19 protein-coding genes and 1 pseudogene are annotated in these 22,966 nt (G+C 69.6%); 17 read left to right on the forward strand and 3 right to left on the reverse strand.

Annotated features, from left to right (window positions below):
• Nucleotides 1-89: 89 nt before the first annotated feature.
• Nucleotides 90-2,288 carry an elongation factor G-like protein EF-G2 gene (locus FGD71_RS23460; RefSeq protein WP_119102480.1) on the reverse strand — a complete coding sequence of 733 codons (2,199 nt, stop codon included), beginning with the start codon at nt 2,286-2,288 and terminating at the stop codon, nt 90-92.
• 243 nt (nt 2,289-2,531) lie between these two features.
• Here FGD71_RS23460 and pgsA point away from each other — a divergent pair.
• The 15 genes and pseudogenes from pgsA to FGD71_RS23540 all read left to right on the forward strand — a co-directional run.
• Nucleotides 2,532-3,188: pseudogene (gene pgsA / locus FGD71_RS23465) on the forward strand (phosphatidylinositol phosphate synthase); the annotation flags it as partial.
• Nucleotides 3,189-3,337: 149 nt separating this feature from the next.
• Entirely contained in the window at nt 3,338-4,264 is a 927-nt protein-coding gene (locus tag FGD71_RS23470) for a phosphatidylinositol mannoside acyltransferase (RefSeq protein WP_119102481.1), read from the forward strand.
• Nucleotides 4,261-5,421 (forward strand): glycosyltransferase family 4 protein, encoded by a 1,161-nt coding sequence (locus FGD71_RS23475; RefSeq protein ID WP_119102482.1) that lies wholly within the window; start codon nt 4,261-4,263, stop codon nt 5,419-5,421. The genes FGD71_RS23470 and FGD71_RS23475 overlap by 4 nt, the downstream gene beginning before the upstream one ends.
• 82 nt (nt 5,422-5,503) lie before the next feature.
• Entirely contained in the window at nt 5,504-6,046 is a 543-nt protein-coding gene (locus tag FGD71_RS23480; RefSeq protein WP_119102483.1) for a LemA family protein, read from the forward strand.
• A gap of 436 nt (nt 6,047-6,482) precedes the next feature.
• Nucleotides 6,483-7,331, forward strand: a complete 849-nt coding sequence (gene pdxS, locus FGD71_RS23485) for a pyridoxal 5'-phosphate synthase lyase subunit PdxS (protein ID WP_240436726.1) — start codon at nt 6,483-6,485, stop codon at nt 7,329-7,331.
• An 82-nt stretch (nt 7,332-7,413) separates the two neighbouring features.
• Nucleotides 7,414-8,022 carry a pyridoxal 5'-phosphate synthase glutaminase subunit PdxT gene (pdxT, locus tag FGD71_RS23490; RefSeq protein WP_119102485.1) on the forward strand — a complete coding sequence of 203 codons (609 nt, stop codon included), beginning with the start codon at nt 7,414-7,416 and terminating at the stop codon, nt 8,020-8,022.
• 48 nt (nt 8,023-8,070) lie between these two features.
• On the forward strand, nt 8,071-8,823 hold the full coding sequence (locus FGD71_RS23495; protein WP_119102486.1) for a YebC/PmpR family DNA-binding transcriptional regulator: 753 nt from the start codon (nt 8,071-8,073) through the stop codon (nt 8,821-8,823).
• Between the two features lie 196 nt (nt 8,824-9,019).
• On the forward strand, nt 9,020-9,595 hold the full coding sequence (gene ruvC, locus FGD71_RS23500) for a crossover junction endodeoxyribonuclease RuvC (RefSeq protein WP_119102487.1): 576 nt from the start codon (nt 9,020-9,022) through the stop codon (nt 9,593-9,595).
• A complete protein-coding gene (ruvA, locus tag FGD71_RS23505; protein ID WP_119102488.1) occupies nt 9,592-10,203 on the forward strand; it encodes a Holliday junction branch migration protein RuvA in 612 nt (203 codons plus the stop codon). The genes ruvC and ruvA overlap by 4 nt, the downstream gene beginning before the upstream one ends.
• Nucleotides 10,204-10,323: 120 nt before the next feature.
• Nucleotides 10,324-11,394 carry a Holliday junction branch migration DNA helicase RuvB gene (ruvB, locus tag FGD71_RS23510; protein WP_119102489.1) on the forward strand — a complete coding sequence of 357 codons (1,071 nt, stop codon included), beginning with the start codon at nt 10,324-10,326 and terminating at the stop codon, nt 11,392-11,394.
• Between the two features lie 164 nt (nt 11,395-11,558).
• A complete protein-coding gene (gene yajC, locus FGD71_RS23515; protein ID WP_119102490.1) occupies nt 11,559-12,044 on the forward strand; it encodes a preprotein translocase subunit YajC in 486 nt (161 codons plus the stop codon).
• A gap of 141 nt (nt 12,045-12,185) precedes the next feature.
• The gene (gene secD, locus FGD71_RS23520) at nt 12,186-13,940 is read left to right on the forward strand and encodes a protein translocase subunit SecD (protein WP_119102499.1); all 1,755 of its coding nucleotides are present in this window, start codon (nt 12,186-12,188) and stop codon (nt 13,938-13,940) included.
• Nucleotide 13,941: 1 nt separating this feature from the next.
• The gene (gene secF / locus FGD71_RS23525; protein WP_119102491.1) at nt 13,942-15,069 is read left to right on the forward strand and encodes a protein translocase subunit SecF; all 1,128 of its coding nucleotides are present in this window, start codon (nt 13,942-13,944) and stop codon (nt 15,067-15,069) included.
• Complete coding sequence (locus FGD71_RS23530; protein ID WP_119102492.1) at nt 15,066-15,605, forward strand: adenine phosphoribosyltransferase; 540 nt, start codon at nt 15,066-15,068, stop codon at nt 15,603-15,605. The genes secF and FGD71_RS23530 overlap by 4 nt, the downstream gene beginning before the upstream one ends.
• A gap of 230 nt (nt 15,606-15,835) precedes the next feature.
• On the forward strand, nt 15,836-18,403 hold the full coding sequence (locus FGD71_RS23540; protein ID WP_119102493.1) for a RelA/SpoT family protein: 2,568 nt from the start codon (nt 15,836-15,838) through the stop codon (nt 18,401-18,403).
• A 93-nt stretch (nt 18,404-18,496) separates the two neighbouring features.
• Here the strand turns inward: FGD71_RS23540 and FGD71_RS23545 are convergent, their stop codons facing one another.
• Both FGD71_RS23545 and FGD71_RS23550 read right to left on the reverse strand, forming a co-directional pair.
• Complete coding sequence (locus tag FGD71_RS23545) at nt 18,497-19,726, reverse strand: DUF349 domain-containing protein (RefSeq protein WP_119102494.1); 1,230 nt, start codon at nt 19,724-19,726, stop codon at nt 18,497-18,499.
• 134 nt (nt 19,727-19,860) lie between these two features.
• The gene (locus FGD71_RS23550) at nt 19,861-20,709 is read right to left on the reverse strand and encodes a peptidylprolyl isomerase (protein ID WP_119102495.1); all 849 of its coding nucleotides are present in this window, start codon (nt 20,707-20,709) and stop codon (nt 19,861-19,863) included.
• Nucleotides 20,710-20,877: 168 nt separating this feature from the next.
• On the opposite strand from FGD71_RS23550, the gene FGD71_RS23555 reads away from it, so the two are divergent.
• Nucleotides 20,878-21,600 carry an MBL fold metallo-hydrolase gene (locus FGD71_RS23555; RefSeq protein WP_119102496.1) on the forward strand — a complete coding sequence of 241 codons (723 nt, stop codon included), beginning with the start codon at nt 20,878-20,880 and terminating at the stop codon, nt 21,598-21,600.
• A gap of 10 nt (nt 21,601-21,610) precedes the next feature.
• A complete protein-coding gene (hisS, locus tag FGD71_RS23560; RefSeq protein WP_119102497.1) occupies nt 21,611-22,873 on the forward strand; it encodes a histidine--tRNA ligase in 1,263 nt (420 codons plus the stop codon).
• Nucleotides 22,874-22,966 lie beyond the last annotated feature (93 nt).

Here is a 22,966-nt window from a genome sequence, read left to right on the forward strand (position 1 = left end):
TCGTCTTGATCAGGATCTCAGAGTATCCCCCGGAACCGACAATCGTCAGCGGACGGCTCGTGCCGTCCGCCGACCGTTGTGGACAACAACTACTGGGCTCCCTCGGCCTGTTCACGGATCTTGTCGGAGAGCTGCGGCGGCATCGGCTCGTGCCGCGCGTACTTGCGGTTGAACCGTGCGGTGCCGTGCGAGAGAGAGCGCAGATCGATCGCGTACCGCCCGATCTCGATCTCGGGGACCTCGGCCCGTACGAGCGTCCGTCCGCCGCTCGCCTGCTCGGTGCCGACGACGCGGCCGCGCCGCCCGGACAGGTCGCTCATCACGGCGCCCACGTACTCGTCTCCGACGAGGACCGTCACCTCGGCGACCGGCTCCAGGAGATGGATCCGGGCGTCGGACGCCGCCTCGCGCAGGGCGAGCGCGCCGGCCGTCTGGAACGCGGCGTCGGACGAGTCCACCGAGTGCGCCTTGCCGTCGAGCAGGGTGACCCGTATGTCGATCAGCGGATAGCCCGCGGCCACACCCTTGGCGGCCTGGGCGCGTACGCCCTTCTCGACGGACGGGATGAACTGCCGGGGCACGGCGCCGCCGACGACCTTGTCCACGAACTCGATGCCGGAGCCGCCGGGCAGTGGCTCGACCTCGATCTCGCAGATCGCGTACTGCCCGTGCCCGCCCGACTGCTTCACATGGCGGCCGCGCCCGGCCGACGGGGCGGCGAACGTCTCCCGTAGGGAGACCTTGTGCGGTACGACGTCGACCCGGACGCCGTACCGGCTGCGCAGCCGCTCCAGGGCGACGTCCGCATGGGCCTCGCCCAGGCACCACAGGACCACCTGGTGAGTGTCCTGGTTCTGTTCGAGCCGCATCGTCGGATCCTCGGCGACCAGCCGGCTCAGACCCTGCGAGAGCTTGTCCTCGTCCGCCTTGCTGTGCGCGTGGATGGCGAGCGGCAGTAGCGGATCGGGCATCTCCCACGGCTCCATGAGCAGCGGGTCGTCCTTCGCGGAGATCGTGTCGCCGGTCTCCGCGCGGTTGAGTTTGGCCACGGACGCCAGGTCGCCGGCGATGCAGTGCGTGAGGGCGCGCTGCTGCTTGCCGAACGGGGCGGACAGGGCGCCGATGCGCTCGTCGACGTCATGGTCCTCGTGCCCGCGGTCGGTCAGCCCGTGCCCGGAGATGTGCACCGTCTGGTCGGGGCGCAGGGTGCCCGAGAAGACCCGGACGAGGGAGACGCGGCCCACGTAGGGGTCGCTCGCCGTCTTCACGACCTCGGCGACCAGTGGACCGTTCGGATCGCAGGCCTTGACCTCGCGCGCCTTGCCGTCCGGCGTGGTGACCGTCGGTGCCGGTCGCTCCAGCGGCGTCGGGAAGCCGCCGGTGACCAGCTCGAGCACCTCGACCGTGCCCAGGCCCTGTTTGGCGCCCTCGGCCGCCGGCGCGGCAGCCAGCACGGGGAAGAACTTCCCGCGCGCGACGGCCCGCTCCAGGTCCTCCACGAGCGTCTTGAAGTCGATCTCCTCACCGCCGAGATAGCGGTCCATGAGGGTCTCGTCCTCGCTCTCGGCGATGATCCCCTCGATCAGCCGGTTGCGGGCCTCCTCGATGAACGGCAGCTGGTCGGGGCCCGGCTCGGATTCCTTGCGCTCCCCGGAGGCGTAGTCGTACAGCCGCTGGGACAGGAGCCCGGTCAGACCCGTCACGGGCGCGTGGCCGTCGGGGCCGGGCGCGCCGTGGAGCGGCAGATACAGGGGCAGTACGGCGTCCGGGTCGTCGCCGCCGAAGGCCTCCGCGCAGCTGCGTGTCATCTCCTCGAAATCGGCTCTGGCCGCTTCGAGGTGGGTGATCACGATGGCCCGAGGCATACCGACCGCCGCGCACTCCTCCCACACCATGCGGGTCGAGCCGTCCACCCCGTCCGAGGCCGAGACAACGAAAAGGGCCGCGTCCGCCGCTCGCAGACCGGCCCTCAGTTCCCCGACGAAGTCGGCATAGCCGGGGGTGTCCAGAATGTTGATCTTGTGTCCGTCCCATTCGACGGGCACCAGGGAGAGCTGTACCGACCGATGCTGCCGGTGCTCGATCTCGTCGTAGTCGGAGACGGTGCCGCCGTCCTCCACGCGGCCCGCCCGGTTCACCGCTCCCGCGGTCAGCGCGAGAGCCTCCACCAGAGTCGTCTTGCCCGATCCGGAGTGGCCGACCAGCACCACATTCCGTACGGACGCGGGGTGGTCGGCCGCCGTAGCCCTGCCGGCGGCTCCGGGGTGTGCATTCGCCTTGTCGCCCATGGCCTTGCCTCCCGTGCACGGTGAGGTCATTGTGGGCGCGGACATGCGGATCCGCGTGCGGTGGCGGCTCCGTTGACGCCCGCGGTCCTTTCGAGCTTTCCACTCACGTCACGGCGCGTCCATACAACGGACGCGATCGTGGTCCACAGGTGCCCGCCCGTCGCCCACACGCGCGCGTGGCTACGATGGGCCCGCCGGGTGGCCAGCAGGGGCCGCGCGGCCACACCGACCCTCGGGAAGGCCATGCTGAACAAGTACGCGCGTGCATTCTTCACGCGTGTCCTCACGCCGTTCGCCGCGTTTTTGATCCGGCGGGGCGTCAGCCCCGACACGGTCACGCTCCTGGGCACGGCGGGAGTGATCGCGGGCGCGTTGGTCTTCTTCCCCCGCGGCGAGTTCTTCTGGGGCACCATCGTCATCACGCTGTTCGTGTTCTCGGACCTCGTCGACGGCAACATGGCTCGCCAAATGGGCCGCTCCAGCCGCTGGGGCGCCTTCCTGGACTCGACCCTCGACCGCGTCGCCGACAGCGCGATCTTCGGCGGATTCGCGCTCTGGTACGCGGGCGGCGGCAACGACAACGTGCTCTGCGCCGTCTCCATCTTCTGCCTGGCCAGCGGCCAGGTGGTCTCGTACACCAAGGCCCGCGGTGAGTCGATCGGCCTGCCGGTCGCCGTCAACGGGCTCGTCGAGCGGGCCGAGCGCCTGGTGATCTCGCTGGTCGCGGCCGGTCTCGCGGGCTTCCACAAGTTCGGCGTGCCCGGCATCGACGTGCTGCTGCCCATCGCGCTGTGGATCGTCGCCGTCGGCAGTGTCGTCACGCTGATCCAGCGGGTGGTCACGGTGCGCAGGGAGTCCGCGGAGGCGGACGCCGCGGCCGCCCAGGAGAACGCCGCGGAAAACGGTCGGGAAGACGGTCGGGACAACGGGCGGGACAACGGGCGGGACAACGGGCGGGACAAAAGCCCCGGGAACGCCTCCCAGGGCACCCCGCGGAGCAGCACCCAGGGCAGCGCCCCGGGCAGCTCCCCGAGCCGTGAGGCCACGTCATGAGCGGCCTGCGGGGGCGGCTGACGGACGGGCTGTACGCCCTCGGCTGGAGCGCCGTCAAGAAGCTCCCCGAGCCGGCCGCCGTGCGGCTCGGCCGGACCATCGCCGACATCACCTGGAAGCGGCGCGGCAAGGGCGTACGCCGCCTGGAATCCAACTACGCGCGCGTGTTGGGCGACGCGACCGCGGAGCGGCTCGCCGAGCTCTCCCGGGCGGGTATGCGCTCCTATCTGCGCTACTGGATGGAGTCCTTCCGGCTGCCCGCCTGGAGCGAAGAGCGCATCAAGTCCGGCTTCGCCGCCAGGGACCTGCACCATCTGACGGACGGGCTCGCCTCCGGCAAGGGCGTCATCCTCGCGCTGCCGCACCTGGGAAACTGGGACCTCGCGGGCGCCTGGGTCACCACCAAGCTGGAGACCCCGTTCACCACCGTGCAGGAGCGACTCAAGCCCGAGGCGCTGTACGACCGCTTCGTCGCCTATCGCGAGGGCCTCGGCATGGAGGTCCTGCCGCACAGCGGCGGCTCCGCGTTCGGCACGCTGGCCCGCCGGCTGCGCGACGGCGGCCTGGTCTGCCTGGTCGCGGACCGTGACCTGTCCGCCTCCGGAGTCGAGGTCAAGTTCTTCGGCGAGACGACTCGGATGCCCGCGGGCCCTGCCCTGCTCGCCCAGCAGACGGGCGCACTGCTGCTGCCGGTGACGCTCTGGTACGACGACTCGCCGGTGATGCAGGGGCGGGTGTATCCGCCCATCGAAGTCCCCGAGACAGGTACCCGGGCCGAGAAGACGTCTGTCATGACGCAGGCGCTGGCCGACGCCTTCGCCACGGGTATCGCCGACCATCCGGAGGACTGGCACATGCTCCAGCGCTTGTGGCTCGCTGACCTGGAACCCCGACCCGAGCCTACGGACGGGGAGCGCCCGTGAGAATCGGCATCGTCTGCCCGTACTCCTGGGACGTGCCCGGCGGCGTCCAGTTCCACATCCGCGATCTGGCGGAGCACCTCATCCGCCTCGGGCACGAGGTGTCCGTCCTGGCCCCGGCGGATGACGACACCCCCCTGCCGCCGTACGTCGTCTCCGCGGGGCGCGCGGTTCCGGTGCCGTACAACGGGTCGGTGGCCCGGCTGAACTTCGGGTTCCTGTCGGCCGCGCGCGTGCGGCGCTGGCTGCACGACGGCACGTTCGACGTGATCCACATCCATGAGCCGACCTCGCCGTCGCTCGGCCTGCTGGCGTGCTGGGCGGCGCAGGGGCCGATCGTGGCCACCTTCCACACGTCCAATCCGCGCTCCCGGGCCATGGTCGCCGCGTACTCGATCCTCCAGGCGGCCCTCGAGAAGATCAGCGCGCGGATCGCGGTGAGCGAGTACGCGCGGCGCACACTCGTCGAGCACCTGGGCGGCGACGCGGTCGTCATCCCCAACGGCGTCGACGTCGACTTCTTCGCGAAGGCCGAACCCAAGGCCGAGTGGCAGGGCGAGACCATCGGCTTCATGGGCCGCATCGACGAGCCCCGCAAGGGCCTGCCCGTCCTGATGAAGGCCCTGCCGAAGATCCTCGCGGAGCGGCCGGGCAGCCGGCTCCTGGTCGCCGGCCGCGGGGACGAGGAGGAGGCCGTCGAGACGCTTCCCAAGAAACTGCGTTCGCACGTCGAGTTCCTCGGCATGATCAGCGATGAGGACAAGGCGCGGTTCCTGCGCAGCGTCGACCTGTACGTCGCTCCGAACACCGGTGGGGAGAGCTTCGGGATCATCCTGGTGGAGGCCATGTCGGCGGGAGCGCCGGTACTCGCCTCCGATCTCGACGCCTTCGCCCAGGTCCTCGACAAGGGTGCGGCGGGGGAGCTCTTCGCCAACGAGGACGCGGACGCCCTGGCGGCCTCGGCGGTACGTCTGCTCGCCGACTCCGGCCGTCGCGCGGAGCTGCGCGAGCGGGGCAGCGCGCATGTGCGCCGCTTCGACTGGTCGACGGTCGGGGCGGACATTCTCTCGGTGTACGAGACGGTCACGGACGGGGCGGCCGCGGTCGCCGCCGACGAACGCAGCGGGCTGCGGGCGCGGTTGGGGCTGGCGAGGGACTGACGACCCGGGCTGGGGAAGCTGATCCCGGCGTGGCCCCGGGCCGTGCCGGAGGCTTCGTCCCGCACCGGTAGCCTGTGCGCCCGTGACCTCCACATTGATCTGGATCGTGGTCGCCCTTGTGGCGATCGGCCTCTACCTGAGCTGGACCGCGGGCCGACTCGACCGGCTGCACGCCCGGATCGACGCCGCGCGCGCCGCCCTGGACGCGCAACTCCTGCGGCGTGCCTCGGTCGCCCAGGAACTGGCCACCTCCGGAGTGCTCGACCCGGCCGCCTCGATCGTGCTCTACGAAGCGGCGCATGCGGCTCGGCAGGCCGAGGAGGAGCACCGGGAGGTCGCCGAGAGCGACCTCAGCGAGACTCTGCGGGCCATCTTCGGGGAGGCTCAGCAGGTCGAGGCGGTACGCGAAGCCCCCGGCGGCGAGGATGCCGCGCGTGAGCTCGCCCAGGCGGTCCGCCGGGTTCCGATGGCCCGGCGCTTCCACAACGACGCCGTACGCGCGGCTCGTGCACTGCGCCGCCATCGCAAGGTCCGCTGGTTCCGCCTGGCCGGTCACGCTCCGTTTCCGATGGCCTTCGAAATGGACGACGAGCCTCCGGCAGCGCTGGCCGATCGCTCGGGGTAGGGGTGGGTTTTCCTCGCCCCCGCCGCCCCTACCCGTCCCATCCTCATCCTGGAGGCTGCGCCCCCAGACCCCCGCTATCGGCCTGAACGGCCTCGTCCTCAAACGCCGGACGGGCTGATTGATGCCGGCCTCGGCTCGAATGCTTCAGCCCCTCCGGCGCTTGAGGAGCGGGGTCTGGGGCGGAGCCCCCAGGGAGGGAACGGGTAGGGGCGGCGGGGGCGAAACACCAGGTCAAGCCCCCATGCCGGGCCGCGCGCCCCGAAAACATGCCACCGCCTCCCCATTGGCTCTTGCTGTGGCCTGGTTCTCTCGCGTTTCCTCATGGCTGCAGAAACTCTCTTCCCCCGAGTGAGGTCAATCCGTGTCCAACACGCTCCCCAACTCCGCCCAGCCCGTTGAAAGCCCTGCGACCGGCACGGCGCGCGTGAAGCGCGGCATGGCCGAACAGCTCAAGGGCGGCGTGATCATGGACGTCGTCACCCCGGACCAGGCGAAGATCGCCGAGGACGCGGGCGCCGTCGCCGTCATGGCCCTGGAGCGGGTCCCCGCGGACATCCGCAAGGACGGCGGCGTGGCGCGCATGTCCGACCCGGACATGATCGAGGGCATCATCGAGGCCGTGTCCATCCCGGTGATGGCGAAGTCGAGGATCGGCCACTTCGTGGAGGCCCAGGTCCTGCAGTCCCTCGGCGTCGACTACATCGACGAGTCCGAGGTCCTCACCCCGGCCGACGAGGTCAACCACTCCGACAAGTGGGCGTTCACGACCCCCTTCGTCTGCGGTGCCACCAACCTCGGCGAGGCCCTGCGCCGCATCGCCGAGGGTGCGGCCATGATCCGCTCCAAGGGCGAGGCCGGCACGGGCAACGTCGTCGAGGCCGTCCGCCACCTGCGCCAGATCAAGAACGAGATTGCCAGGCTGCGCGGCTACGACAACAACGAGCTGTACGCCGCCGCCAAGGAGCTGCGCGCCCCGTACGAGCTGGTCAAGGAGGTCGCCGAGCTCGGCAAGCTCCCGGTCGTGCTGTTCTCCGCCGGTGGTGTGGCGACCCCCGCCGACGCCGCTCTGATGCGCCAGCTCGGCGCCGAGGGCGTCTTCGTGGGCTCCGGCATCTTCAAGTCGGGCGACCCGGCCAAGCGAGCCGCCGCCATCGTGAAGGCCACCACCTTCTACGACGACCCCAAGATCGTCGCGGACGCCTCCCGCAACCTCGGCGAGGCCATGGTCGGCATCAACTGCGACACCCTCCCCGAGGCCGAGCGCTACGCGAACCGCGGCTGGTAAGCACCCGCCGACGCCATCGCCACCGTGCGGGACGCGCACCGCGCCCGCACACACCTACGTGCACAAGGCAGGCACTACGTAGATGAGCGACACCCCCGTCATAGGCGTCCTGGCCCTCCAGGGCGACGTACGGGAGCACCTGATCGCCCTGGCCGCGGCCGACGCCGTGGCCAGGGAGGTGAGGCGCCCCGAGGAGCTCGCCGAGGTCGACGGTCTGGTCATCCCCGGCGGTGAGTCCACCACCATCTCCAAACTGGCCGTCCTCTTCGGCGTGATGGAGCCCCTCCGCGCGCGCGTACGGGCCGGAATGCCCGTCTACGGCACCTGCGCGGGCATGATCATGCTCGCCGACAAGATTCTCGACCCGCGGTCGGGTCAGGAGACCGTCGGCGGCATCGACATGATCGTGCGCCGCAACGCCTTCGGACGGCAGAACGAATCCTTCGAGGCGGCGGTCGACGTGAAGGGCGTCGAGGGCGATGCTGTAGAAGGCGTCTTCATCCGCGCCCCTTGGGTCGAGTCCGTCGGTGCCGGGGCGGAGGTCCTCGCCGAGCACGACGGCCACATCGTCGCCGTACGCCAAGGCCGCGCGCTCGCCACGTCGTTCCACCCGGAACTGACCGGCGATCACCGCGTGCACGGGCTGTTTGTCGACATGGTGCGCGCCAACCGGACAGCGGAGTCCTTGTAGGATCTCTGGCGTTCGTACAGAGATGGGTTACGCGAAGGAGACAGGCAGATGTCCGGCCACTCTAAATGGGCCACGACGAAGCACAAGAAGGCCGTGATCGATGCCAAGCGCGGCAAGCTCTTCGCGAAGCTGATCAAGAACATCGAGGTCGCGGCCCGCATGGGCGGTGCCGACCCGGACGGCAACCCGACGCTGTACGACGCCATCCAGAAGGCGAAGAAGAGCTCGGTCCCCAACAAGAACATCGACTCCGCCGTCAAGCGCGGTGCGGGTCTCGAGGCCGGGGGCGCCGACTACGAGACCATCATGTACGAGGGTTACGGACCGAACGGTGTCGCGGTGCTCATCGAGTGCCTCACCGACAACCGCAACCGCGCCGCCTCCGACGTACGCGTCGCCATGACCCGCAACGGCGGCTCGATGGCCGACCCCGGCTCCGTCTCGTACCTCTTCAACCGCAAGGGCGTTGTCATCGTCCCCAAGGGCGAGCTGGCGGAGGACGACGTCCTGGGTGCCGTGCTCGACGCGGGCGCCGAGGAGGTCAACGACCTGGGCGAGTCCTTCGAGGTGCTCAGCGAGGCCACCGACCTGGTCGCGGTCCGCAGCGCCCTCCAGGACGCCGGCATCGACTACGACTCCGCCGAGGCCAACTTCGTCCCGACCATGCAGATCGAGCTCGACGAAGAGGGCGCCAAGAAGATCTTCAAGCTGATCGACGCCCTCGAGGACAGCGACGACGTGCAGAACGTCTTCGCCAACTTCGACGTGAGCGACGAGGTCATGGAGAAGGCCAGCGCCTGAGCGGGGCGCAGACCGCGTACTTTGGCGGGCCGGTGGGACACAACCCCCGGCCCGCCGTTGTTGTCAGCGGCAGCGGATAGCCTGACGTCAGTCAAAGATCGCCACCACGGACCCCAACCATCAATTGAGGAACGCAGATGGCGCTCAACCAGCTCCGCGAGAGCGGCGGCGGTTCAGCCGCGGAGGGAGGTACCGGATGCGTGTGCTGGGTGTGGACCCGGGGCTGACCCGTTGCGGCGTCGGCGTCGTCGAAGGCGTCGCCGGGCGCCCTCTGACCATGGTCGGCGTCGGGGTCGTGCGGACACCCGCGGACGCGGACATCGGCCACCGCCTCGTCGCCATCGAGCAGGGCCTCGAGCAGTGGCTCGACGAGCACGAGCCCGAATGCGTCGCCGTGGAGCGGGTGTTCAGCCAGCACAACGTCCGTACGGTCATGGGCACCGCCCAGGCCAGCGCCGTAGCCATGCTCTGCGCGTCCCGTCGCGGCCTGCCCGTCGCCCTGCACACGCCCAGCGAGGTCAAGGCGGCGGTGACCGGCACCGGTCGCGCGGACAAGGCCCAGGTCGGCGCCATGGTCACGCGCCTGCTCCGGCTCGACGCACCGCCGAAGCCCGCCGACGCCGCCGACGCCCTCGCGCTCGCCATCTGTCACATCTGGCGCGCCCCGGCCACCAACCGCCTCCAACAGGCCCATGCGCAGGCCCGCCAGGCGCAGGCACAGGCCCAGCAGCGGGTCAGGCAACAGACACTCGCCCGAAAGGCCACCCGATGATCGCCTTCGTCAGCGGCCCGGTCGCCGCCCTCGCCCCCGACTCCGCGGTGGTCGAAGTGGGTGGCATCGGCATCGCCGTCCAGTGCACACCCAACACACTGTCCGGGCTCCGCACGGGCAGGCCGGCGAAACTGGCCACCTCCCTCGTCGTACGGGAGGACTCGCTGACCCTGTACGGCTTCGTGGACGACGACGAGCGGCAGATCTTCGAGTTGCTGCAGACCGCGAGCGGCGTCGGCCCCCGGCTCGCCCAGGCGATGCTGGCCGTGCACAGCCCGGACGCGCTGCGCCGAGCCGTCTCGACCGGTGACGAGAAGGCGCTCACGGCCGTGCCCGGCATCGGCAAGAAGGGCGCCCAGAAGCTCCTTCTGGAACTCAAGGACCGCCTCGGCGAGCCTCTCGGCACGGGCGGCCCGGCCATCGGCACGGCCGTCACGGCCGGCTGGCGCGAGCAACTGCACGCCGCGCTCATCGGACTTGGGTACGCGACGCGGGAGGCCGACGAGGCGGTCTCCGCCGTCGCACCCCAGGCCGAGGCGTCCGAAGCGGCGCCCCAGGTGAGCCAGTTGCTCAAGGCGGCCCTGCAGTCTCTCAACAGAGCGCGCTAGCGGGCCCCTTGAAGGAGACGGCCGCCGCACCGCGGAGCGCGGCCGACCCCACGCCCGTCCGAAGGAACGAAGACGCACACGGCACGCTCCGCGAGGAGAGCCACAGCGAGGAGAGCCACAGTGAACTGGGACGACACGACCGACGCGACCGCCGACGAGCGGCTCGTCGGCGCGTCCGCCGACCGTGAGGACCAGGCCGTCGAAGCGGCGCTGCGCCCCAAGGACCTGGACGAGTTCATCGGACAGGAGAAGGTCCGCGAGCAGCTCGACCTCGTCCTGCGCGCGGCACGCGCGCGTGGCGCCACCGCCGACCACGTACTGCTCTCCGGCGCCCCCGGCCTCGGCAAGACCACCCTCTCGATGATCATCGCGGCCGAGATGGGCGCCCCGATCCGCATCACCAGCGGCCCCGCCATCCAGCACGCCGGCGACCTCGCCGCGATCCTCTCCTCCCTCCAGGAGGGCGAGGTCCTCTTCCTCGACGAGATCCACCGGATGTCGCGGCCCGCCGAGGAGATGCTCTACATGGCGATGGAGGACTTCCGCGTCGACGTCATCGTCGGCAAGGGCCCCGGCGCCACCGCCATCCCGCTCGAACTGCCGCCGTTCACGCTGGTCGGCGCCACCACGCGCGCGGGACTGCTGCCGCCCCCGCTGCGCGACCGCTTCGGCTTCACCGCGCACATGGAGTTCTACGAGCCCGCCGAGCTCGAGCGCGTCATCCATCGCTCCGCGCACCTGCTCGACCTCGAGATCGGTACCGAGGGCGCCGCCGAGATCGCCGGCCGCTCCCGCGGCACACCCCGGATCGCCAACCGCCTGCTGCGCCGCGTGCGCGACTACGCCCAGGTCAAGGCCGACGGCGTCATCACCCGGGACATCGCCGCGGCGGCCCTCGCCGTGTACGAGGTGGACGACCGCGGACTCGACCGCCTCGACCGTGCGGTCCTCGAAGCCCTGCTCAAGCTGTTCGGCGGCGGCCCGGTCGGCCTGTCCACGCTCGCGGTCGCCGTGGGGGAGGAGCGCGAAACGGTCGAGGAGGTCGCCGAGCCCTTCCTCGTACGGGAGGGACTGCTGGCCCGCACCCCCCGCGGCCGCGTGGCCACACCGGCCGCATGGGCTCATTTCGGCCTCACCAGGCCCGGCCCGTCAACCGGTGGAACCGGACAACAGGACCTGTTCGGGGCGTGACGGCCCGGGCATTCGCCGGGCCAGGAACCACGGTGCGATGCTGAGCGTTGTTCCATGAGTGCGGACTCGCTTAGACTCCGCCGATGCCGCCTTTGTCGGCGGCGCACATACCCCCATCCATCAGGCCGCTCAGCAACGCGGTCGAATGAAGGAAGTTCCGACCCGTGAGTCTCGTGACCCTCCTCCCGTTCATCGTGCTCATCGGGGCCATGTTCCTGATGACCCGGTCGGCCAAGAAGAAGCAGCAAGCGGCTGCGCAGATGCGCAACGACATGCAGCCTGGCTCCGGCGTCCGCACGATCGGTGGCATGTACGCGACGGTGAAGGAGGTCAACGAGGACACGGTCCTCCTTGACGCAGGTCCGGGCGTCGACCTGCTCTTCGCCAAGAACGCCATTGGTGCCGTCCTCTCCGACGACGAGTACAACCGCATCGTCCACGGCATCGAGCACGACCTGAAGTCCGACCAGGCCATCGTCCCGGACGACGCCTCCTCCCTCACCGAGACCGACGAGTCCGCCGACTCTTCCGACGAAACGCCCATCGACCTCGGCAAGAAGGAGGCGGCCGACGAGCCCGCCGACGAGGAGCCGAAGAAGGCCGATGACGCAGAGCTGAAGAAGTCCGACGGCGAGTCCGAAGCGAAGTAGTCATGACCGGGGACCGCGGAGTGCGAGCGACGCACTCCGCGGTCCCCGGATCGTGTGGCTTCGCGCGGAGACTCGACACCATTTCGTGGTCGTCCGCGCAGGCGCCTCGACGCCGTGCGGACGAAGAGGGAGAACGTGAAGGTGGCAGCACCTAAGAAGGGCCGAAAGCAGGGCGCCCAGGGCAGGCCGGGGCGCACCTTGGTCCTGATCCTGATCGCCATCGTGGCGCTCACCGGTGGCATGTTCGCCTCCGGACACACGACGCCGCGCCTCGGCATCGACCTCGCCGGCGGCACGAGCATCACGCTCGAGGCACAGAACGAGCCGGGTCAGAAGAACGCGATCAACCCGACCAACATGAACACCGCGGTCGACATCATGAACCGCCGTGTCAACGGTCTGGGCGTCACCGAGGCGGAGGTCCAGACCCAGGGCGATCGCAACATCATCGTCAACATCCCCAAGGGCACGAACTCCAAGCAGGCCCGGGAGCAGGTCGGTACCACCGCCAAGCTCTACTTCCGTCCGGTTCTGACCGGAGCGCCGACGGGCTCTGGCGCGGACAGCGGCAAGGATCCCGGAACCTCTCCGTCGCCGACCCCCTCGGGGAAGGCGTCGCCTTCTGCCACCGGGAAGTCGGCGTCGCCGACCCCCTCCGCCACGGCCAGCACCCAGGGCCGCGCGGTCACGGAAGGCCTTGCGAAGGACGACGCCAAGGCATCCCCGACCCCCTCCACGACGCCCAGCGGCAACGCCTCGCCGCCTGCCGATGCTGCGACCGGCGTCGCCGCCGACCTCCAGAAGCAGCTCGACGCGCTGGACTGTGCCACGAAGAAGGGCCGCGCCGCGGCGAGCGAGAAGGCCGGCCGGGCGGAGAACTCCGAGCCCGTCGTCGCCTGCGACCCGAAGTCCCAGTACAAGTACGTGCTCGGCCCCGTCGCCGTGAAGGGTGAGCAGGTCTCCGACGCCAGTGCCGTCTTCCAGACCCAGACCGGCGAGGGCTGGATCGTCCAGATGGACTTCGACAAGACCGGCGCCAAGCAGTTCGCCGACGTCACCGGCAAGCTGGTCGGCCAGGCACCGCCGAAGAACCAGTTCGCCATCGTGCTCGACGGTGAGATCGTCTCGGCTCCGTCGGTCAACTCGGCGATCACCGGCGGTAACGCCCAGATCTCCGGTGGCTTCACCCAGCAGTCCGCCGAGGATCTTGCGAACATCCTGTCCTACGGCGCCCTCCCGCTCACCTTCAAGGAGGCGAGCGTCACCACCGTCACCGCCGCCCTCGGCGGCGAGCAGCTGGAGGCCGGTCTGATCGCCGGCGCCATCGGCCTCGCCCTGGTCGTCATCTACCTGGTGCTCTACTACCGCGGCCTGTCCCTCATCGCCATCGCCTCGCTGCTGGTCTCGGCGGTCTTGACGTACGTGATCATGTCGCTGCTCGGACCGACCATCGGCTTCGCGCTGAACCTGCCGGCCGTCTGTGGTGCGATCGTCGCGATCGGTATCACGGCGGACTCGTTCATCGTGTTCTTCGAACGCATCCGTGACGAGGTCCGCGAGGGCCGTACGCTCCGGCCCGCGGTCGAGCGGGGCTGGCCGCGCGCCCGGCGCACCATCCTGGTCTCCGACTTCGTGTCGTTCCTCGCCGCCGCCGTGCTCTTCATCGTCACCGTCGGCAAGGTCCAGGGCTTCGCGTTCACCCTGGGTCTGACGACGCTGCTCGACGTGGTCGTGGTGTTCTTCTTCACCAAGCCGCTGATGACGATCCTCGCCCGCAAGAAGTTCTTCGCAGGCGGCCACAGCTGGTCCGGCCTGGACCCGAAGCGCCTCGGGGCCAAGCCACCGCTGCGCCGCTCCCGTCGCGTGTCCGCTCCCGTCGACCCGAAGGAGGCGTGAGATGTCGAAGCTCGGCAACCTCGGCGCCCGTCTCTACCGCGGTGAGGTCGGCTACGACTTCGTCGGCAAGCGCAAGATCTGGTACGGCGTCTCGATCCTGATCACCATCACGGCCATCCTGGGCCTGGGGGTGCGCGGCCTGAACATGGGCATCGAGTTCGAGGGCGGTGCCGTCTTCACCACCCCGAAGACCAGCATCTCGGCGTCCAAGGGGGAGGAGTACGCGGAGAAGGCGTCCGGCCACGACGCGATCGTCCAGAAGCTGGGCTCGGGCGGGCTGCGCATCCAGATCGCCGGTGTCGACCCGAGCACGTCCGATCAGATCAAGGCGGAACTCTCCAAGGACCTGAAGGTCGACTCGGAGAACATCGCCGCCGACCTGGTCGGACCCAGCTGGGGCGAGCAGATCGCCAACAAGGCATGGCAGGGCCTCGCGATCTTCATGATCCTTGTCGTGATCTACCTGGCGATCGCCTTCGAGTGGCGCATGGCCCTGGCCGCACTGGTGGCACTCGTCCACGACATCACCATCACGGTCGGCATCTACGCCCTGGTCGGCTTCGAGGTCACGCCCGGCACGGTGATCGGTCTGCTGACCATCCTCGGTTACTCGCTCTACGACACGGTCGTCGTCTTCGACAGTCTCAAGGAGCAGTCGAAGGACCTCACCAAACAGACCCGCTGGACGTACAGCGAAGTCGCCAACCGCTCGATCAACAGCACCCTGGTGCGTTCCATCAACACCACGGTGGTCGCGCTGCTCCCGGTCGCGGGCCTGCTGTTCATCGGTGGCGGTGTGCTCGGCGCGGGCATGCTCAACGACATCTCGCTGTCGCTGTTCGTCGGCCTCGCGGCCGGTGCGTACTCCTCGATCTTCATCGCCACGCCGCTCGTCGCCGACTTCAAGGAGCGCGAGCCGCAGATGAAGGCCCTCAAGAAGCGCGTGCTCGCCAAGCGGGCCTCGGCCGCCGCGAAGGGCGAGTCCCAGGAAGCCCCGGTCCTCCTCGGGTCGCAGGACGACGAGGACCCTGAGGACGCGGCGCCCGCGGTCGTCGGACCTCGCGGTCAGCGTTCGCAGCCCTCGTCCCGCACCCGCGGCCGTGGGCGCCCCTCGGGGAAGCGCCGATGACCGACATCGAAGAGCTGCTCCTCAGCCGTATTCGTGACGTGGCCGACTACCCGGAGCCGGGTGTGATGTTCAAGGACATCACCCCGCTCCTGGCCGATCCGGCGGCGTTCACGGCGCTCACCGACGCACTGGCCGAGATCAGTGTCCGCAACGGCGCAACGAAGATCGTCGGTCTGGAGGCCCGCGGGTTCATCCTCGGGGCCCCCGTCGCCGTCCGGGCCGGACTGGGCTTCGTCCCCGTCCGCAAGGCCGGCAAGCTCCCGGGCGCGACGCTCAGCCAGGCGTACGACCTGGAGTACGGCTCGGCCGAGATCGAGGTGCACGCCGAGGACCTGGCCGCGAGCGACCGCGTCATGGTCGTCGACGACGTCCTCGCCACCGGCGGCACCGCCGAGGCCTCGCTCGAGCTGATCCGCCGGGCCGGTGCCGAGGTGGCCGGAGTCGCCGTCCTGATGGAGCTCGGCTTCCTCGGCGGCCGGGGCCGGCTGGCGGCGTCCCTGGCGGGCGCGCCCCTGGAGGCGCTCCTCAAGGTCTGAGCGAGGCCCCGGCCACACTCTTGAGGCACCCTTGGGGCAAGCTGTACGCAAGGCCTGATGCACCTGTAGGACGCCGTGGAGGCGGGCCCGGAGGAATCCGGTGCCCGCCTCTGGCGTTCCTCCAGTACAAGGCCGTCTCACCGGCCGAAGGCGAGTCCGAGGCCGAGGATCGCTACCATGGGGTCTCCGGAGCCTGACCGGGGGACCCGGATCGCGCACGAGGAGCCCTCTTGCCAGACGAGGCCCAGCCACTCACCGCCGCCAAGCCCGACAAGGTTTCGGGCCCTGCGGCCACGCCCGCGAAGAACGACGCGCGCGGGCCAGTGGAGCACGCCCAGTCCGCGCCCGGCGACAAGGCGGCAGAGCAGTCGCGTCCCAAGCCCCCTCCTCCCGAGCCCGAGAGGTCCAGGACCGCGCCCACGCCGAACCCCACGTCCAAGCCCGCGCCCGCGACCACCCCCGCGGTCCGCCCGGCGGCCGGCCAGCCCACCCGCTCCGGCGGCTCCTCCAACCGCGTACGCGCCCGTCTCGCCCGTCTCGGCGTCCAGCGCTCCAACCCCTACAACCCGGTCCTGGAGCCGCTGCTGCGGATAGTGCGCAGCAACGACCCGAAGATCGAGACGTCCACGCTCCGCCAGGTCGAGCGCGCCTACCAGGTCGCCGAGCGCTGGCACCGCGGCCAGAAGCGCAAGAGCGGCGACCCGTACATCACGCACCCGCTCGCCGTCACCACGATCCTCGCCGAGCTCGGCATGGACCCGGCCACGCTCATGGCGGGCCTGCTGCACGACACGGTCGAGGACACCGAGTACGGCCTGGAGCAGCTCCGCCGCGACTTCGGTGACCAGGTGGCCCTCCTCGTCGACGGCGTCACCAAGCTGGACAAGGTCAAGTTCGGCGAGGCAGCCCAGGCCGAGACCGTACGCAAGATGGTCGTCGCCATGGCCAAGGACCCCCGCGTCCTGGTCATCAAGCTCGCCGACCGCCTGCACAACATGCGCACCATGCGCTACCTCAAGCGCGAGAAGCAGGAGAAGAAGGCGCGCGAGACGCTGGAGATCTACGCGCCGCTGGCCCACCGCCTGGGCATGAACACCATCAAGTGGGAGCTGGAGGACCTCGCCTTCGCGATCCTCTACCCCAAGATGTACGACGAGATCGTCCGTCTCGTCGCCGAGCGCGCTCCCAAGCGCGACGAGTACCTCGCCATAGTGACCGACGAGGTCCAGGCCGACCTGCGCGCCGCCCGCATCAAGGCGACCGTCACCGGCCGCCCCAAGCACTACTACAGCGTCTACCAGAAGATGATCGTCCGCGGCCGTGACTTCGCGGAGATCTACGACCTGGTGGGTATCCGCGTCCTGGTCGACACGGTCAGGGACTGTTACGCCGCCCTCGGCACCGTGCACGCGCGATGGAACCCGGTCCCCGGCCGGTTCAAGGACTACATCGCGATGCCCAAGTTCAACATGTACCAGTCGCTGCACACGACGGTCATCGGGCCCAACGGCAAGCCCGTCGAACTCCAGATCCGTACGTTCGACATGCACCGCCGCGCCGAGTACGGCATCGCCGCGCACTGGAAGTACAAGCAGGAGCCCTCCGCAGGCGCCTCCAAGGTGCGCACGGACGCGCCCAAGAGCCTGGGCAAGGACAAGGACGCCGTCAACGACATGGCGTGGCTGCGCCAGTTGCTGGACTGGCAGAAGGAGACCGAGGACCCCAGCGAGTTCCTGGAGTCCCTGCGCTTCGACCTGTCCCGCAACGAGGTCTTCGTCTTCACCCCCAAGGGCGACGTCATAGCGCTCCCCGCGGGGGCGACACCGGTGGACTTCGCCTACGCCGTGCACACCGAGGTGGGTCACCGGACCATAGGAGCGCGGGTCAACGGACGGCTCGTCCCGCTCGAATCGACCCTGGACAACGGCGACTTGGTGGAGGTCTTCACCTCCAAGGCGGCCGGCGCGGGCCCCTCCCGCGACTGGCTGGGCTTCGTCAAGTCACCGCGGGCCCGCAACAAGATCCGCGCCTGGTTCTCCAAGGAGCGCCGCGACGAGGCGATCGAGCACGGCAAGGACGCCATCGCGCGTGCCATGCGTAAGCAGAACCTGCCGATCCAGCGCATCCTCACCGGTGACTCGCTCGTCACGCTCGCGCACGAGATGCGCTACCCCGACATCTCGTCCCTGTACGCGGCGATCGGCGAGGGCCATGTGGCCGCGCAGAACGTCGTGCAGAAGCTCGTCCAGGCGCTCGGCGGCGAGGAGGCCGCCACCGAGGAGATCGACGAGAGCGTCCCGCCCGCGCGCGGACGCGGCCGCAAACGCCGCTCCAACGCCGACCCGGGCGTCGTGGTCAAGGGCGTCGACGACGTGTGGGTCAAGCTGGCCCGCTGCTGTACGCCGGTCCCCGGCGACCCCATCATGGGTTTCGTCACGCGCGGCAGCGGCGTCTCGGTTCACCGCACCGACTGCGTCAACGTCGATTCCCTGTCCCGGGAGCCGGAGCGCATCCTCGACGTCGAGTGGGCGCCGACCCAGTCCTCGGTCTTCCTGGTCGCCATCCAGGTCGAGGCCCTGGACCGCTCGCGCCTCCTGTCGGACGTCACGCGCGTCCTGTCGGACCAGCACGTCAACATCCTCTCCGCGGCCGTCCAGACCTCCCGCGACCGCGTCGCCACCTCCCGCTTCACCTTCGAAATGGGTGACCCCAAGCACCTGGGGCACGTCCTGAAGGCGGTCAGGGGAGTGGAGGGCGTGTACGACGTGTACCGGGTGACATCGGCGCGCAGGCCGTGACCGACCACCGCGCAGGCACCACCTGAGCCACTACGTAGAGGGGGCTTCCGTACATTCCGTACGGAAGCCCCCTCTACGTAGACGCGGAAAACCTCAGCCGCCGAACTCCTGCAGCCCCTTCAGGGCCTGGTCCAGCAGCGCCTGGCGTCCATCGAGCTCCTTCTGGAGCTTGTCGGCCTTGGACGTGTTGCCGGCCGAACGAGCCGCCTCGATCTGCGCCTGCAACTTGTCCACGGCGGCCTGCAGCTGACCGGTCAGCCCCTCGGCACGAGCCCGTGCCTCCGGGTTCGTCCGGCGCCACTCGGCCTCCTCGGATTCCTGGATGGCCCGCTCGACCGCGTGCATCCGGCCCTCGACCTTCGGGCGGGCGTCGCGCGGCACATGCCCGATGGCCTCCCAGCGCTCGTTGATGGAGCGGAAGGCCGCACGCGCAGCCTTCAGGTCCGTCACCGGGAGGATCTTCTCGGCCTCCTGGGCCAGCTCCTCCTTGAGCTTGAGATTCTCGGCCTGCTCCGCGTCCCGCTCGGCGAAGACCGAGCTGCGCGCCGCGAAGAAGACGTCCTGGGCGCCGCGGAAGCGGTTCCACAGGTCGTCCTCGTGCTCGCGCTGGGCGCGGCCGGCGGCCTTCCACTCCGCCATCAGCTCGCGGTAGCGCGCCGCCGTCGGACCCCAGTCCGTCGAGCCGGACAGCGCCTCGGCCTCCCCGACCAGCTTCTCCTTGGTCTTGCGGGCCTCCTCGCGCTGCGCGTCCAGCGCGGCGAAGTGCGCCTTGCGGCGCTTGGAGAACGCCGAGCGGGCGTGCGAGAAGCGGTGCCACAGCTCGTCGTCCGACTTGCGGTCCAGCCGGGGCAGACCCTTCCATGTGTCCACCAGGGCACGCAGCCGCTCACCGGCCGCCCGCCACTGGTCGGACTGCGCCAGCTGCTCCGCCTCGGCGACCAGCTCCTCCTTGGCGTGCCGGGCCTCGTCGGACTGTTTCGCCCGCTGGGCCTTGCGCTCCTCACGGCGTGCCTCGACGGTCTCCACGAGCTTGTCCAGCCGGGTCCGGAGCGCGTCGAGGTCGCCCACCGCGTGGTGCGCGTCGACCTGCTCGCGGATGTGGTCGATGGCTGCCTGGGCGTCCTTCGCCGACAGGTCGGTGGTCTTCACTCGTCGTTCGAGGAGGCCGATCTCCACGACCAGGCCCTCGTACTTGCGCTCGAAGTAGGCCAGTGCCTCGTCGGGAGATCCGGCCTGCCAGGAACCGACGACCTGCTCGCCGTCGGCCGTACGCACGTACACGGTCCCCGTCTCGTCGACGCGGCCCCACGGGTCGCTGCTCACAGCGCCTCCTCCACATGATGCCTGCGTGGGGCTGCTGTACCCCCGGGCATCGTCCACAGTTTCGTCACGGCCAACATAGGCGACCGGCGGGGCGGCTGTCCGCATCCCGCGCGACCGAAATCCGCTGTTGGCGGTCAGGACTTCGTCACGGTCGCCTTGTTGATCACAACGGTCGCGTTCGGCGCGGTGTTACCCGTCGTGGGGTCGGCGGGCTCGGCGCCGGCGGTCGCGATCTTCTTCAGGACCTTCATGCCATCCTTGGAGATCGTTCCGAACGGTGTGTAGTCGGGCGGCAGCTGACTGTCCTGGTAGACGAGGAAGAACTGGCTGCCACCGCTGTTGCGGCCCTGCTTCGTCTGGGCGTTGTACTGGTTGGCCATGGCCACCGTGCCCGCCGGATACATGTTCCCCTTCAGACGCGTGTCCTTCAGGTTCTCGTCCGGAATCGTGTAGCCCGGTCCGCCCGTGCCGTTGCCCTTCGGGTCGCCGCACTGGAGCACGTAGATGCCCTGGGTGGTGAGCCGGTGGCACTTGGTGTGGTCCAGATAGCCCTTGCCCACCAGGAAGTTGAACGAGTTCACCGTGTGCGGGGCCTTGGAGGCCGGCATCTCGATGTCCATCGTGCCGCAGGTGGTCTGCAGCTTCATGGTGTAGTCAGCCGACTTGTCGATGGTGACCGCCGGCTCCTTCTTGTAGCTGAGCGACTTCACCTTGCCCGCCGCGGGCTTCTCACAGGGGTCCGGCGCCTTGCTGGTCGGCTGGGCGCTCGGGGTCGCCTCCGCGCTCGCCTTGGCCTGGTCGTCGTCGTTCTTGAAGACACCGGTCGCGTACGACACCATGCTGCCGACGATGACCACTCCGAGGACCGACGCGACCACCGCGTTGCGCATACGTGTCTTGCGTCGCGCGGCCGTACGCCGCTGCTGCTGCCGCAGGAACTTCTCCCGTGCGAGCTGCCGCTTCCGCTGCTCCTGGCTGACCACCGGGTTCTCTCCTCATGCGTCTCGTACGTCGAGTGGGACGCGTGGGGCCTGTGAGCAGACCGCCTGCGTGTTGCCCCGTACCGTATATGGGTTCGCTGTGGTTCCGGCAGCGCCGGTAGGCTCTGGTCCACAGTCACCCGCCCCCGTACGACATACCGAAGGACGATCGTGCTCATTGCCGGGTTCCCCGCCGGCGCCTGGGAGACCAACTGTTATCTGGTCGCCCCCGCCGCGGGTGAGGAGTGCGTGATCATCGACCCGGGCCATCGAGCGGCCCCGGGCGTCGAGGAAGCGCTCAAGAAGCATCGACTCAAGCCCGTCGCGGTCATCCTCACCCACGGCCACCTCGACCATGTGGCGTCCGTCGTCCCCGTGTGTGGAGCGCACGACGTGCCGGCATGGATCCACCCCGAGGACCGGTACATGATGAGCGATCCCGAGAAGGCGCTCGGCCGTTCCATCGGAATGCCGCTGATCGGTGAGCTGACGGTGGGGGAGCCGGACGACGTCAAGGAGCTGACCGACGGCGCGAAGCTGCAGCTCGCGGGCCTGGAGCTGTCCGTCGCGCACGCGCCCGGCCATACCAAGGGGTCGGTGACCTTCCAGATGCCCGAGAGCGCGGACATCCCGTCCGTGTTCTTCTCCGGGGATCTGCTCTTCCCCGGCTCCATCGGACGCACCGACCTGCCTGGCGGTGACATGGACGAGATGCTCGCGTCGCTGGCTCGCGTGTGCCTGCCGCTCGACGACTCGACCGTGGTTCTGCCCGGCCATCTTCAGCAGACCACCATCGGCCAGGAGCGTGCCACCAACCCGTATCTGCGGCAGGTGGCGGCAGCCCGGCAAGGACACAGCGTGGACGAGAGCTCCGCTCCGCGACGAGGAATGTGACGAGACTTCCGTGAGCACCTTCAAGGCCCCCAAGGGCACGTACGACCTGATTCCGCCGGACAGCGCGAAGTACCTCGCCGTGCGCGAGGCGATCGCCGCGCCGCTGCGGAACTCCGGCTACGGCTACATCGAGACGCCCGGGTTCGAGAGCGTCGAACTGTTCGCACGCGGGGTCGGTGAGTCCACCGACATCGTGACCAAGGAGATGTACGCCTTCGAGACCAAGGGCGGCGACAGGCTGGCGCTGCGCCCCGAAGGCACCGCGTCCGTCCTGCGCGCGGCGCTGGAGGCCAACCTCCACAAGGCGGGCAACCTCCCCGTCAAGCTGTGGTACTCGGGCTCGTACTACCGCTACGAGCGCCCCCAGAAGGGCCGCTACCGCCACTTCTCGCAGGTCGGCGCGGAAGCGATCGGCGCCGAGGACCCCGCCCTGGACGCCGAGTTGATCATCCTGGCGGACCGGGCGTACCGCTCGCTGGGCCTGCGCGACTTCCGCATCCTGCTCAACTCGCTGGGCGACAAGGAGTGCCGTCCGGTGTACCGGGCCGCACTGCAGGACTTCCTGGGCGGGCTCGAACTGGACGAGGACACGCTGCGCCGCGCCCAGATCAACCCTCTTCGGGTACTCGACGACAAAAGGGACGACGTACAGAAGCAGCTCGTGGGGGCGCCGCTGCTGCGTGACTATCTGTGCGACGCGTGCAAGGCGTACCACGAGGAGGTGCGTGAGCTGATCACGGCCGCGGGGGTCTCCTTCGAGGACGATCCGAAGCTGGTGCGCGGGCTGGACTACTACACGCGCACCACCTTCGAGTTCGTGCACGACGGGCTCGGTTCGCAGTCCGCGGTGGGCGGCGGCGGCCGCTACGACGGTCTCTCCGAGATGATCGGCGGTCCCGCCCTGCCGTCCGTCGGCTGGGCGTTGGGCGTCGACCGCACGGTCCTCGCCCTGGAGGCGGAGGGCGTCGAGCTCCAACTGCCCGCGTCCACCAGCGTGTTCGCGGTACCGCTCGGTGAGGAGGCCCGGCGGGTGCTCTTCGGGGTGGTCACCGAGCTGCGCAAGGTCGGGGTCGCGGCGGACTTCTCGTTCGGCGGGAAGGGACTCAAGGGCGCGATGAAGAGCGCCAACCGGAGTGGGGCGCGGTACGCGATCGTCGCGGGCGAGCGGGACCTCTCCGAGGGGGTTGTCCAGCTCAAGGACATGGAGTCCGGGGAGCAGGTGGCCGTCCGCGTGAACGAGATCGTGGCGGAACTGGAGGCGAGGCTGGGCTGAGGCCCGGTTTCTTTCGCCCCCGCCGCCCTTACCCATTCCCGTCCCCTGGGGCTCCGCCCCAGACCCCGCCAGGGGGCCAGCCCCCTGTCCCCC

Origin of the sequence: Streptomyces sporangiiformans, from assembly GCF_005768555.2 — a bacterium.
Lineage (GTDB): Bacteria > Actinomycetota > Actinomycetes > Streptomycetales > Streptomycetaceae > Streptomyces > Streptomyces sporangiiformans.